23 protein-coding genes, 1 tRNA gene and 3 pseudogenes are annotated in these 24,377 nt (G+C 63.8%); 10 read left to right on the top strand and 17 right to left on the bottom strand.

Translation table 11 applies throughout. From position 1 onward, the window contains the following. Window positions 1–59 precede the first annotated feature (59 nt). From J2751_RS12450 to J2751_RS12415, 8 genes are all read right to left on the bottom strand, one after another. Window positions 60–1,373 carry an ABC transporter ATP-binding protein gene (locus J2751_RS12450; protein WP_209486442.1) on the bottom strand — a complete coding sequence of 438 codons (1,314 nt, stop codon included), beginning with the start codon at window positions 1,371–1,373 and terminating at the stop codon, window positions 60–62. Next, window positions 1,366–2,472, bottom strand: coding sequence for an ABC transporter ATP-binding protein (locus J2751_RS12445; protein WP_209486441.1), 1,107 nt, complete (start codon window positions 2,470–2,472; stop codon window positions 1,366–1,368). Before J2751_RS12445 ends, J2751_RS12450 begins: the two co-directional genes overlap by 8 nt. Beyond that, window positions 2,469–3,410 (bottom strand): ABC transporter permease, encoded by a 942-nt coding sequence (locus J2751_RS12440; RefSeq protein ID WP_209486440.1) that lies wholly within the window; start codon window positions 3,408–3,410, stop codon window positions 2,469–2,471. The genes J2751_RS12445 and J2751_RS12440 overlap by 4 nt, the downstream gene beginning before the upstream one ends. Continuing rightward, a complete protein-coding gene (locus J2751_RS12435; protein WP_209486439.1) occupies window positions 3,407–4,387 on the bottom strand; it encodes an ABC transporter permease in 981 nt (326 codons plus the stop codon). Before J2751_RS12435 ends, J2751_RS12440 begins: the two co-directional genes overlap by 4 nt. 110 nt (window positions 4,388–4,497) lie before the next feature. Continuing rightward, complete coding sequence (locus J2751_RS12430; protein WP_209486438.1) at window positions 4,498–6,168, bottom strand: ABC transporter substrate-binding protein; 1,671 nt, start codon at window positions 6,166–6,168, stop codon at window positions 4,498–4,500. A gap of 175 nt (window positions 6,169–6,343) precedes the next feature. Beyond that, window positions 6,344–7,402 carry an acetate and sugar kinases/Hsc70/actin family protein gene (locus J2751_RS12425; protein ID WP_209486437.1) on the bottom strand — a complete coding sequence of 353 codons (1,059 nt, stop codon included), beginning with the start codon at window positions 7,400–7,402 and terminating at the stop codon, window positions 6,344–6,346. Continuing rightward, entirely contained in the window at window positions 7,399–7,875 is a 477-nt protein-coding gene (locus J2751_RS12420; protein ID WP_209486435.1) for a FlaD/FlaE family flagellar protein, read from the bottom strand. The genes J2751_RS12425 and J2751_RS12420 overlap by 4 nt, the downstream gene beginning before the upstream one ends. Before the next feature lie 114 nt (window positions 7,876–7,989). Then, window positions 7,990–8,490, bottom strand: coding sequence for a DUF7575 domain-containing protein (locus tag J2751_RS12415; RefSeq protein WP_209486433.1), 501 nt, complete (start codon window positions 8,488–8,490; stop codon window positions 7,990–7,992). 117 nt (window positions 8,491–8,607) lie between these two features. On the opposite strand from J2751_RS12415, the gene J2751_RS12410 reads away from it, so the two are divergent. Continuing rightward, window positions 8,608–9,456, top strand: a complete 849-nt coding sequence (locus J2751_RS12410) for a pantoate kinase (RefSeq protein ID WP_209486431.1) — start codon at window positions 8,608–8,610, stop codon at window positions 9,454–9,456. A gap of 260 nt (window positions 9,457–9,716) precedes the next feature. Here the strand turns inward: J2751_RS12410 and J2751_RS12405 are convergent. Both J2751_RS12405 and J2751_RS12400 read right to left on the bottom strand, forming a co-directional pair. After that, window positions 9,717–9,789 (bottom strand) — tRNA-Gln (locus tag J2751_RS12405). A gap of 63 nt (window positions 9,790–9,852) precedes the next feature. Next, window positions 9,853–10,443 (bottom strand): winged helix-turn-helix transcriptional regulator, encoded by a 591-nt coding sequence (locus J2751_RS12400; RefSeq protein WP_209486430.1) that lies wholly within the window; start codon window positions 10,441–10,443, stop codon window positions 9,853–9,855. 117 nt (window positions 10,444–10,560) lie between these two features. Between J2751_RS12400 and J2751_RS12395 the strand changes: the two genes are divergently transcribed. After that, window positions 10,561–10,755: a heavy-metal-associated domain-containing protein gene (locus tag J2751_RS12395; RefSeq protein ID WP_209486429.1), complete on the top strand. Its 195-nt coding sequence runs from the start codon at window positions 10,561–10,563 to the stop codon at window positions 10,753–10,755. A 52-nt stretch (window positions 10,756–10,807) separates the two neighbouring features. Here J2751_RS12395 and J2751_RS12390 read toward each other — a convergent pair whose 3' ends face one another. The 4 genes from J2751_RS12390 to J2751_RS12375 all read right to left on the bottom strand — a co-directional run bounded on the left by J2751_RS12390 (window position 10,808) and on the right by J2751_RS12375 (window position 15,944). After that, window positions 10,808–11,773, bottom strand: coding sequence for a DUF5305 domain-containing protein (locus J2751_RS12390; protein WP_321168734.1), 966 nt, complete (start codon window positions 11,771–11,773; stop codon window positions 10,808–10,810). Window positions 11,774–12,155: 382 nt separating this feature from the next. After that, window positions 12,156–13,319: a S26 family signal peptidase gene (locus tag J2751_RS12385; RefSeq protein ID WP_209486428.1), complete on the bottom strand. Its 1,164-nt coding sequence runs from the start codon at window positions 13,317–13,319 to the stop codon at window positions 12,156–12,158. Between the two features lie 49 nt (window positions 13,320–13,368). Continuing rightward, window positions 13,369–14,292 carry a hypothetical protein gene (locus J2751_RS12380; RefSeq protein ID WP_209486427.1) on the bottom strand — a complete coding sequence of 308 codons (924 nt, stop codon included), beginning with the start codon at window positions 14,290–14,292 and terminating at the stop codon, window positions 13,369–13,371. 56 nt (window positions 14,293–14,348) lie between these two features. Continuing rightward, window positions 14,349–15,944 carry a CARDB domain-containing protein gene (locus J2751_RS12375; RefSeq protein WP_209486426.1) on the bottom strand — a complete coding sequence of 532 codons (1,596 nt, stop codon included), beginning with the start codon at window positions 15,942–15,944 and terminating at the stop codon, window positions 14,349–14,351. A 457-nt stretch (window positions 15,945–16,401) separates the two neighbouring features. Between J2751_RS12375 and J2751_RS12370 the strand changes: the two genes are divergently transcribed. From J2751_RS12370 to J2751_RS12350, 5 genes are all read left to right on the top strand, one after another. Then, window positions 16,402–16,977 (top strand): DUF7344 domain-containing protein, encoded by a 576-nt coding sequence (locus tag J2751_RS12370; RefSeq protein ID WP_209486425.1) that lies wholly within the window; start codon window positions 16,402–16,404, stop codon window positions 16,975–16,977. Between the two features lie 323 nt (window positions 16,978–17,300). Beyond that, window positions 17,301–18,110 carry a hypothetical protein gene (locus J2751_RS12365; RefSeq protein ID WP_209486423.1) on the top strand — a complete coding sequence of 270 codons (810 nt, stop codon included), beginning with the start codon at window positions 17,301–17,303 and terminating at the stop codon, window positions 18,108–18,110. 142 nt (window positions 18,111–18,252) lie between these two features. Next, window positions 18,253–19,140: an NAD-dependent epimerase/dehydratase family protein gene (locus tag J2751_RS12360; protein ID WP_209486421.1), complete on the top strand. Its 888-nt coding sequence runs from the start codon at window positions 18,253–18,255 to the stop codon at window positions 19,138–19,140. 275 nt (window positions 19,141–19,415) lie between these two features. Next, complete coding sequence (locus J2751_RS12355; RefSeq protein WP_209486419.1) at window positions 19,416–20,060, top strand: hypothetical protein; 645 nt, start codon at window positions 19,416–19,418, stop codon at window positions 20,058–20,060. A 113-nt stretch (window positions 20,061–20,173) separates the two neighbouring features. After that, window positions 20,174–20,584 (top strand): hypothetical protein, encoded by a 411-nt coding sequence (locus tag J2751_RS12350; protein WP_245202770.1) that lies wholly within the window; start codon window positions 20,174–20,176, stop codon window positions 20,582–20,584. 529 nt (window positions 20,585–21,113) lie between these two features. On the opposite strand, the pseudogene J2751_RS12345 reads toward J2751_RS12350, so the two are convergent. Beyond that, window positions 21,114–21,929: pseudogene (locus J2751_RS12345) on the bottom strand (IS5 family transposase). 156 nt (window positions 21,930–22,085) lie between these two features. Here J2751_RS12345 and J2751_RS12340 point away from each other — a divergent pair. The 3 genes from J2751_RS12340 (at window position 22,086) to J2751_RS12330 (ending at window position 23,512) form a co-directional block, all read left to right on the top strand. After that, the gene (locus J2751_RS12340) at window positions 22,086–22,445 is read left to right on the top strand and encodes a MarR family transcriptional regulator (protein ID WP_209486417.1); all 360 of its coding nucleotides are present in this window, start codon (window positions 22,086–22,088) and stop codon (window positions 22,443–22,445) included. Further along, window positions 22,442–22,783: a type II toxin-antitoxin system PemK/MazF family toxin gene (locus J2751_RS12335; RefSeq protein WP_209486415.1), complete on the top strand. Its 342-nt coding sequence runs from the start codon at window positions 22,442–22,444 to the stop codon at window positions 22,781–22,783. Before J2751_RS12340 ends, J2751_RS12335 begins: the two co-directional genes overlap by 4 nt. Window positions 22,784–22,927: 144 nt before the next feature. Then, window positions 22,928–23,512 carry a DUF7437 domain-containing protein gene (locus J2751_RS12330; RefSeq protein WP_209486413.1) on the top strand — a complete coding sequence of 195 codons (585 nt, stop codon included), beginning with the start codon at window positions 22,928–22,930 and terminating at the stop codon, window positions 23,510–23,512. Here J2751_RS12330 and J2751_RS12325 read toward each other — a convergent pair. Both J2751_RS12325 and J2751_RS12320 read right to left on the bottom strand, forming a co-directional pair. Then, window positions 23,480–23,740: pseudogene (locus J2751_RS12325) on the bottom strand (IS4 family transposase); the annotation flags it as partial. The gene J2751_RS12330 and the pseudogene J2751_RS12325 sit on opposite strands and share 33 nt — an antisense overlap. A 353-nt stretch (window positions 23,741–24,093) precedes the next feature. Beyond that, window positions 24,094–24,377, bottom strand: a pseudogene (locus tag J2751_RS12320) (ISH3 family transposase); the annotation flags it as partial.

Here is a 24,377-nt window from a genome sequence, read left to right as displayed (position 1 = left end):
GCGGTAAAGGCTTTGTTCGTCGTGTGACGCGGTGGTCCCCGCGACCCCCGTATCAGCGGCTACTCGAGCGTGTACGGTTCGTCCTCGTCGTAGAGCACGCAGGCGGCCTCCTGTGTGGGGGTCACCTGATGGGTCTCGATCGGGCCCGACTCACACGGGGTCGCGAACTCTCGACGGAGGACATCGGCGGCGTCGTTCGAGTCGCCGGCCAGCACGTCCGAGAGCGCCGCGTCGAGCACGTCATCCGCGGCCGCATCCGCGAGGCGGTCGGGAACGTCGTACGCGTCACGGATCGCGAGGGCGCTAGCCTCGTCGTCGTCGCGGTTTCGACGGATCGCTTCGGGGTCGACGTCACCGGCCAACACGTCCCGGCGGAGGTTTACGACGGCACGCCAGTCGTCCTGGTCGAAGTCGTACCCCTCGGGCTGGACGATCCGGGGACATCGCGGATGGAAACGACAGCCGCTCGGCATGTCGACCGGGTCGGGAACCTCGCCGACGAGTTCGATGCGCTCGCGGTCCTCGTCGGGATCGATACGGGGGACCGAGGAGACGAGCGCCTGCGTGTACGGGTGTTTCGGGTCGTTGATGATCTCGTCCGCAGGGGCAACCTCTACCAGCTCGCCGAGGTACATGATGCCGATCCGGTCACACATGTGTTTCAGAAGCGAAAGGTCGTGGCTGATGTACACCGCGGTCAGTCCGAGATCGGTCTGAAGCCGCTTGAACAGGTCGAGGATGCTCGCGCGGATCGAAACGTCGAGCATGCTCGCCGGTTCGTCGGCCAGCAGGAACGACGGTTCGAGCGCGAGCGCGCGGGCGATCCCGACCCGCTGGCGCTCCCCGCCCGACAGCTCGCTCGGGTACTCCGGGGCATAGGCCTCGGCGGGCTTCAGTCCCGCCTGTTCGATGGTTTCGTACACGCGAGCGTCACGCTCCTCGGCAGTTCCGATCCCGTGGACATCGAGCGGCTCTTTTATCCACTCGTAGACGGTGAACCGCGGGTTCAGCGACTGATAGGGGTCTTGATGAATGATCTGTGCCTCCCGCCGGAACCGATTGATCTCGGCACCGCTGGCGTTCGTGATCTCCGTCCCGTCGAAGTAGATCTTGCCACCGGTCGGTTCGAGCAGGCGGATCGCCGACTTCCCGAGCGTGGTCTTCCCGCAGCCGGACTCCCCGGCGAGTCCGAACGCCTCCCCTTCGCGGATCCCGAGTGACACCCCGTCGACCGCGCGAACCGCCTGATCGCTCTCCCCGCGGAGGATCCGCGAGACGATCCCGGAGTTCACCGGGAAGTGCTTTTCGAGGTCCTCCACCTCCAGTTTGTACGTCTCGGATCCGTCGACGACGCGCCCCGTCGCCTCACTCATCGGCGGAGCCCCCCTCGGTCTCGGTCGCATCGGCACCACTCGTATCGACGATGCCGCCGTCCACGACGGCGTCACGGTCGCCGGTCGTCGCGTCCTGCCACGTGGACTTCTCTCCGGCTGCCGACTGGAGGTAGTCGATCTCATCGGCGCGGTGACACTCGACGAAGTGGCCCGGCTCGTACTCCTGTGGTTCGGGCGTTATCTCCCAACAGTCCTCCTCGGCGAACGGACACCGGGGCGCGAACCGACACCCCTCGCCCGGGTCGACGAGGTCCGGTGGCGTCCCGGGAATGGAGATCAGCTCCTGGTCGTCGTCGCTGATGTCCGGGAACGCGTTACGAAGGCCGAGCGTGTACGGATGTCGTGGGTTCGTGATGATCGTTCTGGCGTCGGCGATCTCGACGATGCGCCCGCCGTACACGACGGCGATCCGGTCACACGTCTCGGAGACGACGGACATATCGTGCGTGATCATAATCATCGCGCTGTCGATCTCCGCCTGTTTCTCTTTGATCGTCTCTAGGATCCGGTCCTGTATGACGACATCGAGCGCGGTCGTCGGCTCGTCAGCCAACACGAGGCTGGGGCCGAGCGCGAGCGCGAGGGCGATCATTGCTCGTTGTGCCATGCCGCCGGAGAACTGGTGCGGATAGTCGTCGATCCGATCGGGTTCGATCCCGAGCTCGTCGAACAGGTCCCGAGCACGGTCGCGCGCATCGGCCTTCGAGACGCCCTCCTCGTGGTGGCGTATCACCTGTACGATCTGTTGACCGACGGTGTAGACGGGGTCGAACCCGTTCATCGCGTTCTGCGGGATCATCGAGATCTCCTGCCACCGGATCCGCCGGCGGAGTTCCTTGTCGCTGAGGTCGGTGATCTCGGTCCCGTCGTAGTCGATCGATCCGCCGTGTATCTCCGCGTTATCGGGGAACAGACGGATGATCGACTTCGCGAGCGTCGTCTTCCCGCTGCCCGACTCGCCGACGAGCCCGACGGTCTCGCCGCGATCGATGGAAAGCGAGACGCCATCGGTCGCGCGAACCCAGCCGCCGTCGGCCCGGTAGTACGTCTTGAGGTCGCGTATTTCGAGTAAACTCATTCTTGATGTCTCAGCTCGGGGTTGATCACTTTCTCCAGCGTGCGGCCGATGAAGAACACCGACATCACGAACAGCGTGATGGCGATCCCCGGCGGGAACACCCACCACCACGCCTGCCGGATCGCGTCCGCGGTGTAGACGGTGAATATCATCTCGCCCCACGACAACATGTTCGGGTCGCCGAAGCCGAGGAACGAGAGGCTGGCTTCCGCGATGACGGCGTACCCGACGGCGAACGCGGCGTATAAGAACGCCAGCGGCAACACGTTGGGGAGGATGTGTTTGTACATGATCCGGACGTCGCTCGCGCCGATCGCCTCGGCGCTCTCGACGTACGGACGCTGTTTGTGGCTCAACACCTGTGATCGGATCACCCGGGCGGTCGACCGCCAGAGGATCAACACGATCGCGCCGATGATGTTGACGATGCTGCTGCCGACGATGGCGACGAGGACGATCGCGAACGGGAGGAACGGCACCGCGTAGACGATGTCCGTGATCCGCATCAGCACGTCGTCGACCCAGCCGCCGTAGTAGGCGCTTATCAGTCCGACGTTCGTGCCGATGAACACCGCCATGAAGGCGGCCAAACTCCCGACCAGAAGCGTCACGCGGGTGCCGGCGATCAGCTGGGAGAGCACGTCGCGGCCGAGCTGGGTCGTCCCCAGCGGATGCGCGAGCGATGGTGGCTCCAGACGGCCGCCGACGGCGCGGGCGTTCGGGTCGTGGGGCGCGAGCCCCGGGATGGTGACGTTCAGGAACTCGATCGTGATCGGACGGGCGAAGACGCCGACGAAGACGAACACGAGAACCAGGGCGATACCGATCTGCCCCAAGCGGTCCCCTTTGAATACTCCGAGGCCGTCCCGGAGCTGTTCGATCCGCTTTTCGAGGCCGGTGACCGCGCCTTGCGGGGTCGTGTCTGTATCAGTGCTCATTCGTATTCCACCCGAGGATCGAGATACACGTACGCGAGGTCGGCAACGAAGTTCATCAGGATCACGACCGATCCCATGAGGAAGAACGCTGCCATCGCGATCGGGTAATCGTTAGTGTTTACGGCGCGCACCATCTCACGACCCATCCCGGGCCAGTTGAAGACGGTCTCGATGACGACGGAGCCGCCCATCGCGGCACCGGTCGCGATCGCCATCACGGTGACGAGCGGGAGCACGGAGTTCCGCGCGGCGTGTTTGTACAACACGGTCATCTCCGGTAACCCCTCGGCCTTCTTGATCTCGACGAAGTCGGCTTTCAACACGTCGAGCATCGTGCTCCGCATCAGGAGCGTCGGCGTCGCTAGGTAGACGATCGCACCCGTGAGCGCCGGCAGGAAGAGGTGCCGGAGGAAGTCGATCGAGCCGTATCGCTGGATGAACCCGCCGCCGAGCTCACCCCCGGTGGTCCGCATCCCGCTGGACGGGAACCAACCGAGCCAGAACACGAACACCGACAGCAACACGATCCCGACCCAGAACTCCGGGGAGGACCGTGCGACGAGCGTGACGATGATGCCGCCGCGTTCGAAGCGCGACCCGCGCCACCAGCCCATCAGGGCACCGAAGGTGACGCCGATGAGGTACGCGAAAAACAGCGCGGTCCCCATCAGCACGATGGTGTTCATGAACCGGACGACGATGATGTCGATCACCGGCTCGCGGTAAATGAACGACTGACCGAAGTCGCCGGTCAACAGCTGTTCGATGTAGTTCACGTACTGTACGTGTAGTGGCTGGTCCAAGCCCAGCTCGGCGATGCGCTGCTCACGCTGTTCCGGGGTCATCCCGTCGAGGAGGAACATCGACGTCGGGTCCCCCGGGACGAGACGGAACAGGACGAACAGGAGCGTAAAAAACGCCCAGAACGTGAAGACGAGCTGGACGAGGCGTCGAACGACGAACTCCCTCAGTCCCACGCGTCGCTCACTCCGGTCCGGACGGGTCGTGTGTTACTGTGTCGGAACATGATTCGGGTGATGTCGGTGTGTTTCGGGTGGTGGGAGGACGACCGGATCGCCGTCCTGTTTTACTGGTCCGCCCCGTAGTGGAGGCGGCCGTCGTCGTCCCAGCCGTAGCCGGCGTCGGCGAGCTCTTGGCGAGCCGCGTCGAGGTCGAGGCGGAACTGCTCGACGTCGGGGTTGTGCCAGAACTCGTTGTGCTCGGAGATGGTCGAGTCCGTGACCGTCCCCATCCCATCGCGGATGAACTCGACGTACTCCTCCTTCGGGACGCAGTACGAGAGCGCCCGACGGATCGCGACGTCGTCAAACGGTTCACGCCGGAGGTTGTACGCGATCTTCACGTAGCCGATGTCCTCAAACGGCGCGCTGTCGAGGTCATCGTCCTCCTCGATTCGGCTGAGCGTCGCCGGCTGCGGCACCGCCCCGACGAAGTCGATCTGACCCGCCTCTAGGTCGCCGATGAGCTGTGAGACGTCGGCACCGGGGATCCGGATGAACCGGTCCGTGTTCGGCGGATTGAAGTGATCGTCGAACGCGCTGAGTTGGAGTTCCGATTGGCGTTCCCAGTCGTCGAACTGGAAGGGACCGCTCCCGATCCAGTTCGGGTCCTCGAAGTCCGCGAGGTCCTCGGGGTCGACGTCGCCCCAGATGTGTTCGGGGAAGACGTACACCTGACCGAGCACGTTCGCGGTGAACGGTGCGAACGGCTCCCCGAGTCTGAACGTGATCTCGTTGCCGGACGTCTCGATCTCGTCGATGACCTCGACGAGACCGCTGTACGTCGGCGAGTCGGCGTACAGCTCGTAGGTGAACTCCACGTCGTCGATGGTGAGGTCCTCGCCGTCGTGGAACGTGACGTCGTCGCGGATCTCGACCGTGTACGTCATGCCGTCGTCCTCGATGACGGGTTCGCCCGTGGCGAGCCACGGCTGCGGGAGCCCGTCCGGGCCGATGCGGAACAGCTGGTCGTACAGCAGCCGAACGAACTGCCGGTCCGGCGTCGCCAGGTCCTGCATCGGATTCAGCGAGATGATCTCGGAGGGGTACCCCATCGTCACGGTGCCGTCGCCGTCCGTCGGGGTGACGCTGATCATGTTCCAGAAGGAGTTGAGCCCCTCGCCGAGCGTCGGATCGATGTTCTCCACGCGGGAACCCGCGTACGGGTGGACACCGCCCTCGTTGGCGATGTACGTCCGGGGTTGCTCGCGGGCGATGATCTCCTGTGCCTCGTAGACAGTCTCCTGTCGCTCGTTCTCGTCGGGCTGTGTGACCTGTAGGTCGGCGAGATCGTCGTACTCGGGGTTCGAGTAGCCGGGCGTGTTCCGCCCGCCCTGCCCGGTGTTGTCCGAGTGATGCATATCGTAGATGAACGTGTGCGGGTCGATCCGCTCCGGCGTTCCACCCCACCCGAGAAGCGAGGCGTCGAAGTCCTGTTGCACGACCGCTTGGTCGACCTGTGCGCCGAACTCCATCTCGTTGAGGTCGACATCGAAGCCGATCTCTTCCCAGTTCTCGGCAGTGACCGAGGCGAGTTCGTTCCGGAACGCGTTCACGCCCGCAGTGGGTCCGAGGAACTGGATCGATTCGACCGGCTCGCCCAACTCGTCCGCTCCGTCAGGGGTCGTACCCTCGTCAGTCTCGTCAGCACAACCCGCGACCGAGACCGCGAAACCGGCCGCACCCGCCGCGCCAGCGGCCCTAATGAACTTACGTCGACTGTGGTTTCCCGATGACATACACCGCCCCGAGGGCACACGATCTTATATACTTTTGTGAAAATTCATCCACAGATCACGGCAATAGCTATATGTACCACACACGCACTGGCCGTTTACATTAAATATATGATAGCACTTTCGCGGAAGATAACACACGGCGGTTGATGACGGACGAGCGGATGCCGACGGACGCTCAGATCAGCCGCTCGGCGATTCGGCCGGCACCTTCGGCCGCGGCCGTCGCAGGATCGTCGGGAGAGACGACCTCGACGTCGCGGTCGAGTTCGGCGGCCAGCCGCGTCTCGAACTCCTCGACCAGTCCGGGGATACAGGCCATTCCGCCGGTGGCGGCGATCGGACGGCCAAGGGCGAGCTGGTAGGGTTTCATGTGGTCGTTCGCGAGCTCCGGCAGGAACTCGTTGGCGACGACGTCGACCGCCTCGTCGATGTACCGGTCGACCGGCTCCCGTACCCCGCGGTCGACGGTGAACTCGTGGCTCCCGCCGCCGGGCTGTTGGATCACGTCGGTGAACGGCTCGAAGTCGTACACGTCGGCGTGCTCCTCCTTGTACTCGCGGGCGGTCGTCCGGTCGATGTGGACGCGGCCCTGCGTCTCCTCCTCGACGGCGGCGACGATCCGGCGGTCGACCTCGTTGCCCGTCACCGAGCCGGTCGAGAACGGGGAGAGCTGCTCGCCGCGCCGGTACGCGCACGCTTCCAGCGTCGTCGACCCCATGTTGACCGAGACGAACACCTCGTCGATGGCGGCCAGATCGTCGCCGTAGGCGGGGATCGCCCCGCACAGCGACTCGGGGTAGCTCCGCGTCTCGACCTCCCCGATGGAAGAGCCCTCGATCACCGACTTGAGGTTGTTCACGCCAGCCTCGTTGTCGATGGTGGGCACCGCGTAGACGACCGCGCTGTCCGTCGGCACGTCGTGGGCGTCGACGAGTGCCTCGAAGAAGCGCTCCGCGTCGGCGACACTCTCGTCGTCCTCCGGGAGCCCCGACCGGAGCATGAACCGCACCGTGTCGGGGTACTCGATCGCGGCCTCGCTGCCGAACAGGACCTTCTCCTCGCCCGTGATGGCGTCCTCGTAGGTCGCCAGACACGTCAGGATCGAGTGTCGCTCGCGACCACCCCGTCCGTCGGGGAGGTCGAGCACCGTCCGAGTGCTGCCGAGTTTGACGCCGACCGCTTCGGGGCCGTCTGTACTGTTGATGTCCGTGGATTCGTCGTCGTCGTCGCTCATTGTTCACTCGCACACGAAACGATCCGGACGATGGAGACGAGGCTGATCCGGTGGTCGGCCGGGGTGAACGGCCGGTCGTAACGCGGGGCGTCGAAGCCGGGAATCCGGCGTTTCAGGGCTGCCGCGACGTCGGGGTCGATCCAGCCGAGCTCGGCGTAATAGGAGAGCGCGTCCCGACTCCGGAGATGCCCGCCGACGTCGACGAGATAGCCGATCCAGTCGCCGATCTCACGCTCCGCCGCGGTGCCGCCGGGAATCGTCCGCAGGTAGGGTCGCTCCCCGTCACGGTCGTGCCGTAGGCCACGCTGACGCCGCAGGAGTTCGGTGAACGCGGCCGAGCGCGCCGCCTGCTCCGCTCGGCTTCCGTTCGGTCGACGAGGCCGCCGCTCCCGAGCCGCCTCGTCCACGCCGCCTCGCGTTCCGGCAAGTCGGCGCAGCTCCCGTACGTCGTATCGTCGTGGGTTCAGACTCATAGTCCGTCCGTCGTTCGCGTCCGTATCGGAACGGTTCATGTCGGAGTATATCAACGTTCGTACCCAGTTATCACCCGTGAGAAACGAGCGGGGAGGTCGGTGGCAGGTCGCCGCTCACTCCTCGTCGGCCCACGGAAGTGGTTCGGTACACCAGTGACAGAAGTCGATTTCGACGTCCGTCTCGCGACCGCAGGCCGGGCACTCGACCTGCGTGGCGCCGTCGGCGTCGTCATCGCCGGACACGAGCGCCTCGACGGGAGCCCCGCCGTCCTCCTCGCCGGCCGCACGACGGCGGATCGCCTCCGCGGTCGCGTCCGCCCGTGCGGCCTCCGCGACCTCCGCTCTCCCGACGAGGAGCGCGTCGATGGCGGAAAGCGTCACCAACAGCGCGATCGGGAGGAGGACATCTGTCGGGACCGCCGCCGCCACCTCGGCGATCGAGGCGGTGAAGTCGAGCGGCTCGACGTCGTAGAGCGTGTACAGGCCGATCGCCCCGCCGACGATGGTCGCGTGCCACACGATAGCACGACCGAAGCGGCGTAGGAACAGATGGCCGAGACCGGGGAAACACATCGCCAGAAACGCGGCGAGCGGCGGGAGCAGGCGGCGTCGCATACCGTTCGGTTTCGGTGGCCACTATTTACCGCCTACGGTGTCGTCGTGGGTGTGGTATCGGGCCGGTCGTCGCTCCGGATAACAACCGTTAATCGGGGCCCTCCCGTCCCCGGAACCATGACACGCGAGCGGGCGACCGCGTTCGTCCCGGGCCACGTCACCGGCTTCTTCAGCGCCCATCCGGCGGACAGCCCGGCACTCGCGGGGTCCCGCGGTGCGGGACTCACGCTCACAGACGGCGTCGACGTGAGGGTGACGGCCGGCCAGCGTCCACCCGAGCAGCATCTGAACGGCGAGCCGGCGACGATCGCTCCCGTCGACGACGTGCTCGATACGCTCGGCGTCGACGGCACGGTCGCCGTCGAGACCGACCTCCCGGTGGGAGCCGGCTTCGGCGTCTCCGGCGCGGCGGCGCTCGGAACGGCGCTCGCCGCGAACGCCGTCGCCGACGCCGGACGCTCCGAGAACGAACTCGTCCGGATCGCCCACGAGGCGGAGGTCGAACGCGGTACCGGGCTCGGCGACGTGGTCGCGCAGGCACGCGGCGGAGCCCCGATCCGCGTCGAGCCCGGCGCACCCGGTCACGGCGAACTCGACGGGATCCCCGCACGCGCCCGCGTTGAGTACGTAGCGTTCGGCGAGCGCTCGACCGAAGCGGTCCTCGCCGAGGACACGACCGCGCTCTCCGCGGCCGGCGAGCGGGCTCTCGATCGGCTCCGCGCCGATCCGCGGCTCTCGACGCTGATGGACGCCTCTCGGACGTTCGCCGAGGATGCCGACTTGCTCGTCCCCGAGGTGGCCGACGCGATCGAGGCGGTCGACGGCGCAACCGACGACGGCCCCGGTGCCGCGATGGCGATGCTCGGTCGAACCGTCTTCGCGCTCGGTACCGGACTCTCCGACGCCGGCTACGACCCCGCAGTTTGTCACACGCACGCGGCGGGGGCACGACTCGTGGAACCGTAGGCCGACGACAGCGTTACCCACTGCTCACGGCGCTGCTCGCAGCAGAATACACCCGGGCGGATTCGAACCGCGGTCGCTTTCGTTCGCTCTGCTCGCTCACCTCGCTCCCTGATTCGGATCCGCAGTGCGACTGTTCATCTTCACTTCGTTCGGAAAATAGTCCCGGGCGGATTCGAACCGCGAAGGCTCGAATCCTCTCGCCTTCTGGGCTCGAATCCGCTGGACGTATTTGCCGCTCGCGGTATCGCTCGCGGGAAAAGTAGTCCCGGGCGGATTCGAACCGCCGTCAATGGCTCCAAAGGCCATTATGATTGGCCACTACACCACGGGACTACGAACACGGGTAACCGCGCCCCACTCAAGTAGGTTACTTTCTGCGGCTCCCCGGAGCCACGTTCAGGTCCCTTCGTCCAACCGTTCGTAGCGGTCGAGGAAGTTCCGACGACACGACCCACAACAGAAGTGATATAACGTCCCGTCGATCCGCTCTGACTCCCCCTCGGCGGTGACGGTGTTGTCACACTCGACGCAGTCGACGGCGAGGTCGGCGTCGCCGAGCCCCGGCGACCACTCCTGCCGGTCCACGACCCGCACGGTCAGATCCCGAACCGAACCGAGTCCCACGGTCCCGTCGACGAACCCGCGGACGTCGTCGTCGGGGACCCGGGCAAGAGCGGTCACGTCGCCGTCGGCGGTCAAGGTCGCGTGTTCCACGTGGTCGTGGCCGGCGAGGGACTCGTACGCCGCTTCGGCGTCGACGGGAGCGACGTCGAGCGTCACCAGCACCTCCAGTCCCGAGGAGAGCTCGTCGGCGTCGACACGGAGCGTGAACCCCTCGATGACGCCCGTCTCGCGGAGTCGATCGATCCGGTCGGAGACCGCTGGTGCGGACAGGTCGACTCGGTCGGCGATGTCGCTGAAGGGGCGTCTGGCGTCCGCCAACAGGAGTCGCAGGATCTCACGGTCCGTCTCGTCGAGGGTGCGCATACGTAACGCTCGCCGGGCAGGAAAAAAAGCGTCCTGCCCGAGGGGAAGCGTCCCGCACAGGGGAGGCGTCCTGCCGGAGGGGAAACCCAATTATTCGTGGCGACCGGATCCACGTCCATGACGACGATAGACGTCGATGGCATGGCGTGTGGTGGCTGCGAGGATAACGTGATCGACGCGCTCTCGGAAGTCCCGGGCGTGGAGGCAGCAACCGCGGACCACGAGGCCGGCACCGCGACCGTCGAGGGCGACGCCGACCCAGACGCCCTTGCGGCCGCCGTTGAGGAGGCCGGCTACGAACCGGTCGTCTGAGCGACCCGACCACCTTCGGCGACGAGGTCATCGACCACCTTCGGCGACGAGGTTATCGACCGCCCTTCGACGACGGTTCCGTCGTACCGTCATCGCCCTCGATACCGTCGTCGTTGTCGACCGGGCGTCCCTCGGATCGGGACGTCTCGGCCGGATCGGGATCGAACGGATCCCGCGAGGAGTCCCCGTCGGACGGAGCCATGTCGAGGAGGGACCCGCCGTCGTCAGCCGCCGTGCCGTCGTTGGCCGCCGTGCCGTCGTCGGCCGTCTCGTCGCCGTTGACCGTCCCACCGGTTGCTGCCGACGCCGCTTCGGTCCCGTCCGGGTCGGAGCGGCGGGCCGGCGGATCGGGCCGTCGGTAGGTGTAGACGAACTCACCGGTGACCGCGTGGAACGCGCCGGTGTCGGGGTCCTCGATGACGCCGGTCTCGTTGTCGATGGCGAAATCGACGAGGTCGCGCAGGCTATCGGCGTACGCCACCGGTCGATCGTGAGCCTCCGGCGGGAGCCGGATCCGGGTGATCCACTCGTCGAACTCCGAGCGGTCGTCCCGATACGAGAGGTACGCCCGCTCTGTATCGCTCACTTCGAGGAGTCCCTCGTACCGACCGTACGAGAGGCCCACACCGGCGACGACGCCGATCACGAGCAGGATCGGCGCGCCGATCGTCCGGAGCGGTCCGTACGTGCGCTCGACTTCCCGAGTGACTTCCTGTGGCACCGTCTCCGACGCGGGATCCGGATCGTCGACGGTGTAGGTGTCGCCGGCGTGGTCGATCTCGAGTTCCAATGACGGCGAGCGCGTGATGGTCTCGCCGTTAAGCTGGCCCTCCAGTTCGAACTCGGTGGAGACGATGGCGTCGGTCTGCCCCGGAGACGCGCCCAGATCCTCCTCGATCGACGTCGCCCGCTCGTCGATCGCGGAGCTGTTGAGCGTGAACTCGGCCGCGACGACCTCGCCGGGCTCGGGGTCCTCCACGCTGACTGGTTCGAGCGGCTCGGTCTCCTCCCAGTACACCACGCCATCGCCGGCGTTCCGACTCGATGTCGACGCGGACGTCCTCGGACTGCTCGGCGGCGTACACGAGTTCTGCCGCGACGTCGAGTTCGGGAGCGATCCGGGTGAAGTACGTCTCACGGTCTTCGAGAACGGTGCCGACCGGGAACACTTCGTTCGGCTCGGTGACTTCGGCGGAGTGGTCGTACCCGGCGTCGTAGCTCCACGAAGAGACTTCCTGACTCTCCGTTTCGGTCCCCGGGTCGACGTAGGTGCCGTAGACCAGAACCCCGCCGGCCGCGGCGAGGACGACACAGACGATGACAAGCAGGGTGAACTGTGCGTCCAACAGGGCTCGGAGGCGGATACGGGTCTCGTCCGGATCTGGTTGTGTACTCATGTGTTACTTGTAGAGTTCGCGTAGCAGCCGCCGATGGAGCGAGGTCTTCCGACGGGATCTCCGGGACCGGATCCGCGCCGGCTCCCCGCGCAACAACAGCAGGCCGGTTAGCAGTATCCCGCCGCCGAGCAGCCCGTTTATCGCCACGATCGGAGCCCACGGGTGGACACCGTAGAGGTCGTCGATGAGCGCCGGCGGCAACACCGCGAGATACCGGTGTTCCTCAACGAACAGTCGGTAGTAGCCGGTCTCGTCGGGGGCGGTGAGCGTCACCGTCGTCGACGCCTCCTCGCGTCCCCCGACCGCGACCCGCTCGGGGTCGACCTCGACACCCTGACTGGCCGGGGTTACGTACGTCTGTACCGGGACGAGCCCGGCGTTGGGAACGATGTACTCCAACTCCTCGCTCGTCCCACGTTCGATCACGGTGGGGTTGTCTGACTCGAAGTCGGCGCTGACGACGCCGTACTCCTGTGTGCCGCCGGGAGCGACCATCGCCGCCGTCGCCGTCGCCATCAACACGAGCGCCAGCAGACCGAGAACGAGGAGTACGGAGGTGCCGTCGTCACGCGATCGGTCACGGTCGGGCCGGTCGCGACTCCCGCTCGTGAGATACCAGTCGGCCGCGTACGCGACGATGGAGAGCCCGAACAGGAGGTACGCCAGCCCCTGTGTCCCCTGTAGCGCCCGCGTCCCGAGCGTCACGGACAGCCACGTCTGTACGGACTCGAGGCCCGACTGGAACGACATTGCAACCGTTCCGAGGTGTGGTATCACCACCACGGATCCGCCGGCGGTGAACGCCGTGGCGACGATGTCCGCGTCCTGAACGATCGGTTCACCCCCGTCCTGATCCGTGAACGGATTGGCATCACCCTGCGTAACGTAGCCCCGCTCGGTCTCCTCGACGACTCGATGTGTCGTCAGCCCGCCGCCCTCGATCTCCTGGGCGTCGAACGTCACGACGTCACCGGTTCCGATGCCGCCCGCGAGCGGGGCGGGGACGGCGATAAACCCGTCTCCGGGGTCGAGCGTCGGCTGCATGCTCCCGGTCTCGACGAAACTCAAGAGGACCGGCTGACCCAGATACTGTCCGACGACGAGCGAGAGCACGATCACTACCGCAGTCGCCTGGGCCAGTATCGAGAGGGTTCGTCGGGGGGACATGTGTCAAGCAGTAATCAATCCGTTCCTGAGCGGATGGAGTAGACGGTGATTAATAAGTTCGCGGGTCGGCGAATCCGCCGGCGACGATCAGGACGTAGGGCCCGATAAACGCGAGACAGAAGCCGAGCAGATGGACGTACAGGTTGATCACCCGTCCGTCGACCGTCGCGTCCGTGGGAAACCCGACGACCGGATACGCGACGGCGAGGACGCTGCCGACCACGAACACGTCCCCGTCCCCCGGCCGGTCACGGATCCGGCGGACGGCAGATCGAAGGGAGCCGAGGAGCGACGGCCCGTTCGGCGGCCGAAGCGAACGAAGCTGTCTGGCAGCCACGACGGCTCCGAGAAGCATCACGAGGGGGCCGGCGAGCCCGCGTGCGCCGAGCGCGGTCGGCAGCGCGAGCGCGGCCATCCAGCCGACCAGCAGCAGGAACGTCGCGGGCAGGAGTCGCACTGGAAGATCGGCCGGGTGTGTCGACGCCTCCGAGCCGAGTCGACGACACGCGAACACCGCGAGCAACAACGGAAGCACCCCTGCGAACGCCATGTTGATGCCGGAGAAGCCGAACCCGATGGCGTCGCGGGGGACTGCGAGGTTCAACGCGGACAGCGCGAACGGGAACGCGAGACAGAACGTTACGAACGAGGTAACGAAGAGACGCCGCTGGCGACTCGCGGTCGCCACCAGATACCCGACGCCGGCAAGCAGTCCGTAGCCGACGAGGTTTGCGAGTAGGTGTTCGAACTGGAGATGAACGTAGTGTGCGGTGAACGCCGTGAGGAGCGTGGGATCGGCGTAGGCGAACGCGAGCGAGCGACGCGTCGACTCCGGAAGCGAGAATACCCAGAGAAGCGCCATCGGGACGAGCGCCAGCAGCAGCACATCGGAGGGCCTTACACCCTCAGCGAGAGCCGTCCGGAACGGGACTCGCTCAGTCTGGTCGCCCTCACCATGTTCGTTCAACGTCACGGTGCGTCACTCACACACTCGTAGTAAATCGTTGTCGCCATACGTTCGACCGCCGATCACGAACCGCCCGGCGCACGACGGGCCAGCAACAGCGACACGACGACGATGAACAGCAGCGCGCTGAGCCCGCCAGCCTGGCGGAGACCGAACCCGCCGGGCTCCTCGGTCGGCCCGTCCGCCGGCTCAGCCGTGTCATCGAGGCTCGCGTCCGTGTCGTCTCCCGCATCTCCGCCGTCTCCCGCGTCCCCGTCGCTACTCGCGCCGTCTCCCTCCTGGTCGCCGTCCGCGGTGGCCACGTCGGTGACGCGGAGCGTCCCCGCCGGAGCGTCGTCAACGGCGACCTCGTAGTCGCCAGCTGCTTCGATCGAGACGGGGAACGAGACGGTCGTCGACTCGCCCGGATCCAACGCGACCTCTCGAGTCGCGAGCGAGTCGCCGTCGGCTGTCAGCGTCAGGGAGTGGTCCCCGGCCGCCCCACCGTCGTTCTCGACGCGAGCCTCGACGGTCGTCGACTCGCCCACGTCGATCGAATCGGTCGCGATCGACGCCTCGACCGCACCGATCCGTGGCGTGTGTACCGCCACCGCGAACGTGGAGAAACCATCGGACGTCGCCGAGAAGTGTGTCCGGTCGGGCGGGGAGTCCCGCAGTTCGACGAGCCGCTCGTCGACGAGTCCGGCGTCGAGCTCGTCCCACACTCCGTCGTCGTTCAGTCGATAGAGGGTAACGGCTTCCGGAGCCGTCTCGCTCTCTGCGAGGAATGCCGAGTCGGCACTAAACAGGAACCGGAGCCCGTCGACATCCATCGGGTCGAAGTCGTACTCGAGCGAGAGGTACGCGAGCGGTCGGGGGTCCCCGTCGGCGTCGAGTGGACCCGCCTCGTCGATTGCCTCTGGACTGCCAGCAACCGCCAGATCGTAGCTCCCGGCCGACGCACCGACGAGGTCGAGGCGGTCGAGGGTCACGTTCCGGTCGTCGAGACGCATCTCGTCCGCATCGAACCGAACAGTGTCACCATCCTCGGCGCCACTTGCCCCGAACCGCCGCTCAGACCGGCTTGGCGCGTCGATAGTCAGGCTAGGACCGGACGAGTCCACCGTGTCGCCCTCCTCGTCCGGTTCCGTGACGGTCGCGTGGATCGAGAACTGATTTTCCGTGATCGTCCCGGCGACCGCGTCGAGATCGGTAGTATCGACGACCAGCCCGACGGATACCGACTCGTTCGGGGCGAGAGTCACGTCTCCCTCGTCGCCCTCAATGAGGCGGTAGTCGGGGTCGGAGCCGGCAGCCGTCGAGTCGTCCGCGACAACGAACGAGACGCCGGGAACGTCGTGGTCTATCCAGACGCTCGCCGTCTCTCCCGCGGTGTACGTTATTGTGAACACGTCCCCGATGACGGCTCTGGAATTCACGTTTACGCCGCTGAACTCGCCATCGAGGTTGGGATTCGACGCTGAGACATCGACCACAAGCTCGTCGTCCGCGTCGAGATAGGCGTAGTCGCCGTTCGACCCGTCCGCCGGTTGGATCGCCACACGGTCGTCGGCGAGGGTATCCGCGGGCCCGCCGATAACGCTCGCACCGGTCGCGAGCGCGAGCGACCCCGCAAGCACGAGCGCGACAACGGCGAGGATCGTTCGTAGTCGTGACATCGATACGGAAGCTCGCGTGAACATACCGGAGAGACGGGTATAGTTATGCCCCGCGTGAATGTTGGTACGGAGTGATCTGTGTGACAACGAGAAACACGACCGAACGCAAGCGACGGTTAGAGGCCGTTTATCACCGAATGAGCGAATTCGTCTCTCCCGGTGGATTGTGAGGTGTGTCAGCCCAAACCGACGCCACCGAGTCGGTTCAGGCAGTGCCTGAACGCGGATAGTGGGCCCAACATCTGAAGGAATCCGATCCGTTGGGCAATAGGTTTCGTTGTTTAAATATTGATATGAAACTCGAATATTAGAATAAACCTATAGTAAATTGTACTCAAATGACTCACACGTCCGTTTTTCACTAGCCATAGAGTGGAGTCTCCTGATCTCAGAACGTATCAGATCGTCCAAACGCTCCGAGGGTTTTATGTTGGACGGATCATATGTTGTATACGAAATGGCATCGGCACAGCAGATCGACGGGAAACCCTCCGCTGCCGGGCCGGAGATCTCCGAGGACGAGCTGTTTGATGTCCTCGCGAACCAGCGACGACGATTCGCAGTACACCTCCTGAAACGCGAGGAGGAGTCGATGGAGATCGGGAAGATGGCGGAGCAGATCGCGGCGTGGGAGAACGGCACTGATACGCGGGAGATCACGGGGAACGAGCGCAAGCGCGTGTACACCGCACTCCAGCAGTCGCATCTGCCGAAGATGGATCGAGCAGGGGTAGTCGAGTTCAATAAGAATCGTGGGATTGTTGCGCCGACCACGGCACTGGAAGACGTCGATCTGTATCTCGACGTTGTCGAAGGAAAAGAAATCCCGTGGAGCGAGTATTATCTCGGCTTATCAGGGGTCGCAGCCGCGCTCGTTGCGGCCGTTTGGATGGGTGCGTGGCCGTTCGTGCTCCTCCCCGAACTTGCATGGACGCTCGCCATCGTCGTCGCATTCGCGTTCTCTGCGCTCGGACACAAGTACTACACCACCGAGATGAAAGTCGGGAAGCCGGACGAACCCCCAGAGCTGTAGCGTATTCCGATTCACCCGCGCCGTCCTCGTCCTGGTGAGTTCCTATCAATACACATGCCAACAGCAAATACAACGACGACACGGCTGTGGGTCCCCGACGAAGGGAGTCCTCTATACGACTTCAGGCTGTCCGTACGGGTCTTCTGGCACCGCATAACCATAGGGATGAAACACGTTAATTCGACTACGGAAACCGTGTCCCCCGAACACCCATGAAACGACGACAGCTCATCCTCATGCTCGGCGGGTCGAGCGCCGGCGCGATGACGATCGGCTCCGGCGCGTTCAGCAGCGCGCAGATGGAGCGCGGGGTGAACGTGAGCGTGGTGGACGACGAAAGTGCGGTGGTGGGGTACGAGACGCCGAGCGATGAGGACGTCGTCAGCGAAGGCGACAAAATAACTCTTGTTGAGGTCCGAAACCGGTTCGGAGCGGATCAGGAGATTGCGATCGTCGGCGTCGGTGTCGAGGAGGGACAGAACGCGTTCGAGGAGTACAGAGTGGAACGAAAGTCGGGTGATGATGACGGATTTAATGAGGTCGAACAAGCGGAGATCGTAGAGGGGTCTCCCGGCCCAGAAGAAATTGACACACCTGAGTCCGGGTTTGGTCCCGGAGGTCGTGAGCGGATCAGAGCGAAAATCGGAGAGATCGATCCAGATGAAGAGGTCGAGATCGTCGTAACGATCACTGTCAAAGGTATTGAGGGGACCGGCGTCACGGCGCAGTTGTTCGGCGACACGCGGTCGTTCGCGATCGAGGGAGAGGAAGATGATACAGCAGTTGAGCCCGGCGTCCCGGAGTTTGCCGGCAACGGGAACGTCTTTTTTGAGCCGGAGGGGGTGGTCGTCGACGTACTCGCGCTCTACGAGGAGCCAAGCGGAAACAGCGACGACACACGCATCGAACCGAGTTCTGGGAAGCCGATCACGTGGGACACGGACGAGCATGAGCAGTTCAAAAACGCGAAGCCAGACGACGAAGACGAATTCGATCCTAGAGGTAAACTCCTCGCCGTCTACTTCGTGGACCGCGGTCTTGTCTACTATAATCCAAAACACGGTAAGGATGATATCAGCTTCCCAGAGGACTGGCCGGAGCCCGACCCTGGAGACACCAGAGGAAACGGTTGATCTAATCAGTCCTGGTTCGGACACATCCTAACGTACGACTCGTTCATTTTGATGCGGTCGGTGATCAAATCGTAAATGAATAACCTCTACTCGGTATAGTGGTCGCCGGACTTAGTACCCGCTCCCGTTTTTATACTCCCACATGCCAACCATCCTCGTCACGGGAGCCTGCGGCGGCGTCGGCAGTTGGACGGTCGAACAGTTCGCCCGCGAGGGCCACGACGTCGTCGGCGTCGACCTCGAAACGCCAAGCGGAACCCGCGAAAACGTCGATTTCAAAGCCGCGGACCTGACCGACTACGGCGAGACGCGCCAGCTCGTCGAGGCCGCGGAGCCGGACGCGGTCGTCCACCTCGCGGCGATCCCAAACCCCGAGGACCACGCGGGCTCGCGCGTGTTCGAGACCAACGTCACCAGTACGTACAACGTCCTTGACGCCGCGGGTGCGGTCGACGCGCGGATCGTCCAGGCGTCGAGCGAGAGCCTCTACGGCACCGTGTTCTCCGAAGACGACTGGCTGCCGGACGCGCTCCCGATCGACGAGGAGACGCCGACCGAGCCGGAGGACCCCTACGGACTCTCGAAGGTCGTCGGCGAGGACGTGGCCGCGCGCGTCGCGCGGCGGCACGGCGTCGGCGCGGTGTCACTCCGGTCGTCGTGGGTGACGTATCCCGGTGAGACGCGGACCCGGGAAGCGCGCGAGGGGTTCGACCCGGAGACGGCCGCGTTGAGCGGCAACGGCTGGAGCCACATCGACGTGCGCGACCTCGTTCGTGCGATCGAGGCGGCGATCGACGCCGAGATCGACGGCCACGAGCCGGTGCTCGTCGCCGCCGCGGAGAACTTCCTCGGCCGCGACACGGCCGCGACGATCGAGGCGGTCCACGGCGACCTGCCCGCGACCTGTGCGGTCAAGGGGACCGAGTCGATCTTCGACTGCTCGAAGGCGGCCCGCGTGCTCGGCTGGGAGCCCGACCGCTCGTGGCGGGACGCGGAGGACGCGTCGGTGGCGGGGCCGGCGTTTGTGTAGGCGCACCCTACGGTCGTCGCCGGCGATCGTGAGCATGCCTCGTCGCTTTTAGGGGGTTGCTCGTTGGGGTTCAGGCCCGCCCAGAATCGGTACAGGCCGTACCAGAACAACCCACAGACTGTCCCAGAAACCCTTCAGACGCGGGCAGAAGGTCTTCTGGCGTGTCATAACGATATGGGTAGCGTTCCATGGGTGTAGTAGAGCGACCCGGGGTGACGCGGGATGTCCCGTGCTCCCGGACGTGGGTCGCATGCGGTAAACGAGGTCTACCAACCATGGAACGACGCAAGTTCATCATCGGCGCAGGGGCATTGGCATCAGGTAGCGCGGCTGCAGTGGGGACGGGCGCGTTCAGCGCGATGGACGCGGACCGCGACGTGAACGTGGATGTTGTGTCTGACGATGTTGGGCTTGTAGCATTGCAGGCCAGCGACAATCATGACTTCGTTAATCAAGATAATGAAGGTAATTTGGAAATCGATGTTCCAACTGATGAGGGTGCTGAAGGGCTCAATAACAACGCCCGCTATCAGATAGGTGCCCTCGCAGAAGATGGTGATGCGGATTGGGTTGATGTTGGTGGCGACCCAACTGAAGACTATGCTTTTGTTATCACCAATAATGATACCCAACCTCACGAGATTGGTTTGTGGGGTGACTTCCCCGCTATTGGGGGGACAGGTGGATTTGATCAACATGTAGCAGCGGGAATGTATTATGACGGAGATCAGCACACAGACCGGGCCGATTCCGGTGGCGAGGTTGGCGAGGAATACTTTGAGGGATCTTGGCCATTCACTGTCGAAGATGTTGGTGCAGGTGAATCGGTATACGTCTCACTACTATTTGACACGACGCAAGACGGCGTAGAGGTGGATGAGGGCGACCTGAGTGGTACGATAACGATTAGTGCTGACTAACTGCTGAGTGAGTACAATCACTATCTTCAGGAAAAATAAATAGACGCTAGGAAATTACGCATTCTGCTGAGTCGCAAACAGTAGAACCACCAATCGGAGCAGTGAATCGCTATATGTGGCTGCTCGTAGCCGCGCTCTCATACGTCCGGGACGCGATCACCGGCGATATCGACGCAGTCGTGCCCTATCCCGCGCTGTTCGGCGCACACGCCGTGTTGACCACGTATTACGGTCGCTCGAACGCGGAGGCGTCACGGCTCATGACGAACTTCATGGACGCGAGTCGGATCCACTGGTATGACCGCCCCCCGTCGGATGTCGTCCGAGGCGGATTCGCCCGTGCGGCCGAGACGAACGTCGACGGGTGGGACGGCTACTACGCACAGGTCGCCATCGACGAGGGAGTGTCCACCGTCGTGACGATCGACGACGACCTCGAACGGTTCGACGCTTTCGAGACCGAGGTGATCCTCACATCCGAGGAGTTCGAGCGTCTGAACCGATATCTCGAGAGTCGCAGGTGAGCGGTCGAGAATCACACTCTTCCACATCGAGTACGTGATCGAGATAGAGACGAGGCGAACGGTCGGATCTTCGACGAGGCAAAACGTACCGAACGCCCACAAACACTCTCAGGCCCATCCGTTCGGGACGTGCCAGACCTGGCCTGCCGTCTCCGTGACCGGTCGATCGATACGCTGAATCGCCGTCACGGCCCTCCGAGGTGATGTCCGCTGTTCGGCGAGAAACAGGACGCCGGGGTGGTCCTCGAACTCGAAGAAATCATCATCGTTCGTGAGAAGTACCCGACTCTCTTCCCGACAAAACCGGATGATGGCTTGCCTTGTTGAACGCAAGACAGCATCGGGGTAGGGGCGATCATTCACGCTTTCACGGTGTCAGAACCCGGTTCTTGAACTCAGAAGATGTAGTAGCCGCAGCTGCCGTCGGTAGCTGAAGGGTCAGAACTATGCTATCTAGCGTTCTTGCTTCGGTGACGACGGCGATGCCTCTCCCGGATACGTCCGGAGAAAGGGAGCAGGCGGCGAGCCCTTAACTCGCCGCCTGCGTCAGGTTATGGACGATGCACTTCCGTGTCAGCTCCCGGAACTGGCCGTGCCAGCTCCGGGAGCGAAGCTTCTCGCCGTCGTCTTCCTTCAACTGCGAGAAGTCCGTTTCACTCATCCAGCGCTGATTGTAATCCTCGTTCATTCGGGCGTTGTGCGCCTTCTACAACGGTGTCTGTTCTCTGTGTTTGATCAACGGTCGCGTTGATTCGGAGCGACACTCCTCACGGAGCTTACCGCACGAGTAGTTCGCATCAGCGGACAATACACGCAGGTCTTCCGCCGGAACGCGGAAGACCTGCATCCCGATGTGGCCGTCCCATGCTTTCTGCGTGGTGAAATGGGCGTCTTTGATCGCTAGTGAGTTCACGTCGATCTGGGTCGTGGTCTTCATCGACTGGAACGAGTAGTTCGCGCGGTCGCGGTAGTGGTAGCTGGTTTGGTCACGCTGGAAGCCACTCGCGTCAATTGCAGCTTCACCACTCCAACCCGCCTGCTCCGCCGAAGCGCGGAGCAGGCGGCGGAGTTCACGCATTCGGTACTCGTTTTCCCACCGACAAAACGAACTGTAGTGCGGTGCCTCATCGAGATCAAACACGGCGAGAATGCCGGGCATCTCGTTGAGGTAGTCTTCAGTCTCACGGAGACTCTTTTTGAGCTCAACGCGGTACAGAATCAACGCGATCTGTACCCACTCGGCGTACCCGTCCGCGCCGTCCGGCGCGGCGGGTACGTCGGGGTCGTCAACATGCTGTTTGGCAAGGTCTCGACACATCCAAGCAAGCCGTCTGAGCGATGCCATATCGCCAGACGGCGTCCAATTCCGGGTTAATCTGACGGAAGAACGCCGTGAGAGTACCTGAGACTGTCGTCACTCGGCGGCAAAACAAGGCAAGATATCTTCACCACGTAACAAACATGCCAAACATCTATGTCCCAACAGTCCCAACATACAGCTATGTCGAGCGGCACCATCGATATCGACGAATTTGAGAACGCCGATCCCGACGAATTCGAGGAACGGAACGACACGGAACGGATCGTGCGGTTTCTCGACACGCACGACGACCGTGCGTGGAAGGCGGCGACGATCGCCGAGCGACTCGGGCTGGAGACGGACGCTGTCAGTGCGATTCTCTCGCGACTGAAGGACCGCGGCCTCGTCCGTCACAAGCGCCCGTACTGGGCGATCACGGACGACACGGAACAGCTCCAATCTGCCTACCGGCTCCACCGACACCACGAGACAGCAGACGACCAATACGGTGCGGAGCGTCTCGAGGACCTCCAGACCGACGAGATGGAAAAAGTACAGTGACGACGTTCGAGGACCTGGACCGTGGCGACATCGTCTGGGCGAGCGATCCGCTCTCAGAGAAGGGACGTCCGATGCTCGTGCTTGGAGTCCCGCACCTCCCGAACCACGGTCCCCAGCTCATCACAGTCCTGATCTCAACGAAGACCTACCACGAGAAGTCGATCACGCTCCGAGACGACGACTACGCGGGTGACCCGCTCGGAGAGCGCAGTCACGTCCTCCCGTGGTCGCTCGTGACCCTCAACAATGCTGTAGATGTCGAACACTATCTAACCTCCCTCGTCGACGACCGTACCGAAGACGTAGCGAGGCAAGTGATCGAATACATATCGCCCTGAGAACCGCCTCTGATCGCGGACAGCCAGTACCTTCACCAGAGCTTCCTGTAGCGGCGGTCCCCCCATTGGTCACGGTACGCGACGCCTGTAGAGTGTCTAAACATTATTTACTGATTCGCTGTAAACTGTAATTAAGAACCTCCCGTGTCACCCACCTCTCACCGCACCGACGGCGACATCGTCCAGGACTTTCTGTTGGTCGCCGATCTCCTCGAGGAGCCACAGCTCGCCCGGCTGTACGCGTATCTCGCTCGGGAGGGGGAGGCGACTGTCCAGGACATGATGGACGACCTCGAGCTCGCACAGGGGACCGCCTATAGCTACGTCAATCGGCTCGTCGACGCCGGCGTCGTCGACGTCACCGACGACGAGCAGCCCCGGCGATACGCTGCTCGGGAGATTGACCTAACCGTGACGACCGCTGCGGACGACCGCGAGTACATGATCACGCCGGCGCTCATCGACGCCGTCGGCCGCCGCGAGACGGACGCCGACATCGACACCTACATTGATCGGCACGGCGTCACCGGCCTCGCCACGGCGCTCACCTATGCGGTCGCTCGCGAACGCGGCGAGGTGACCCATCGGCTGATGGCCGAGGATTTCGACATCTCCCCGCTGGCTGCGGAGATGATCCTCCAGGCTCTTCGGCCCGTCGCCCACGAGCACTACGACATCGAGGAAGCTGGAGCGGGACTCGACGAGGTCGCGGAGATATTCGGCGAGTGACGGCGTCAGTCGCTGATAGAAGCCGCCGGGAGAGATCGTTTCGTCGGCTGTAGAGTTGTAGCTACGTCTGAAGCCAGCGAGTGTTCGGCTCTCGCCTGCGGCGAAGCCGAACACGAACGCCCACACGAGGACGGGGATCTGGAACTTCCCGTCTCGTTCGACCACGCCGAGTTCCTCGGCGTGCTCTTCGAGGAACTCAGAGGGAAACAGTGTAGTGTGCCGACGCATAATTTGAGATGAGGAGCCGGAGTTGTACACAGACTCGGCTTCCTCATTCCTCTCAAAAAGTAGCCTCGATAAGCCGCTGCTGTCACGCGGTTCCTGACTTAGCTAAAACGCTTATATGTAGCACATTGTTGACGGGGAGCCATCCTGCGATTCTACGAGAGTTCTGCTGATCTGAAACTCAGTACCTCACAAAGCATCGTCAGCTAACCCGACCTGAGCCACCTGTTCTGTTACAATAAGTCGTCGGTAGCGGTTGATCAACGCTGTTCGAAGCCGGAGCTGTCGCTGTCGGCGGCGCTCAGCCGCCGACGCGACAGCGTTGCCACTCACAAGACGGCGTACTCGGTCAGTGATTACCGGTGGAACCGGTCGTCTGGTGGTCGATTTGCGGGGACGGCCCGACGCACCGCGAGGGCCGTCCACGCGGCCCGTCGAACCATATTCACGAACTCCTTGTACGGCCACCACCAGAGGCGACGCCCGCCACGGCGGGGCGTCGCCACATATTTGTAGTGGAGATACCGCCAGACGTTCTGTAACAGCAGACTCACCACGACGTACAGCAGTCTCACCGTCGCATCTCGTGTCGTTGTCGTCGCTATCGCTTGCTCGGACAAGCGATAGCTCGACTCGATAC

This window comes from Halorubrum alkaliphilum (genome assembly GCF_017873815.1).
GTDB lineage: Archaea > Halobacteriota > Halobacteria > Halobacteriales > Haloferacaceae > Halorubrum > Halorubrum alkaliphilum.
Note: the sequence above shows the minus strand (reverse complement) of the source record. Positions and strands in the feature narration are given on the sequence as shown.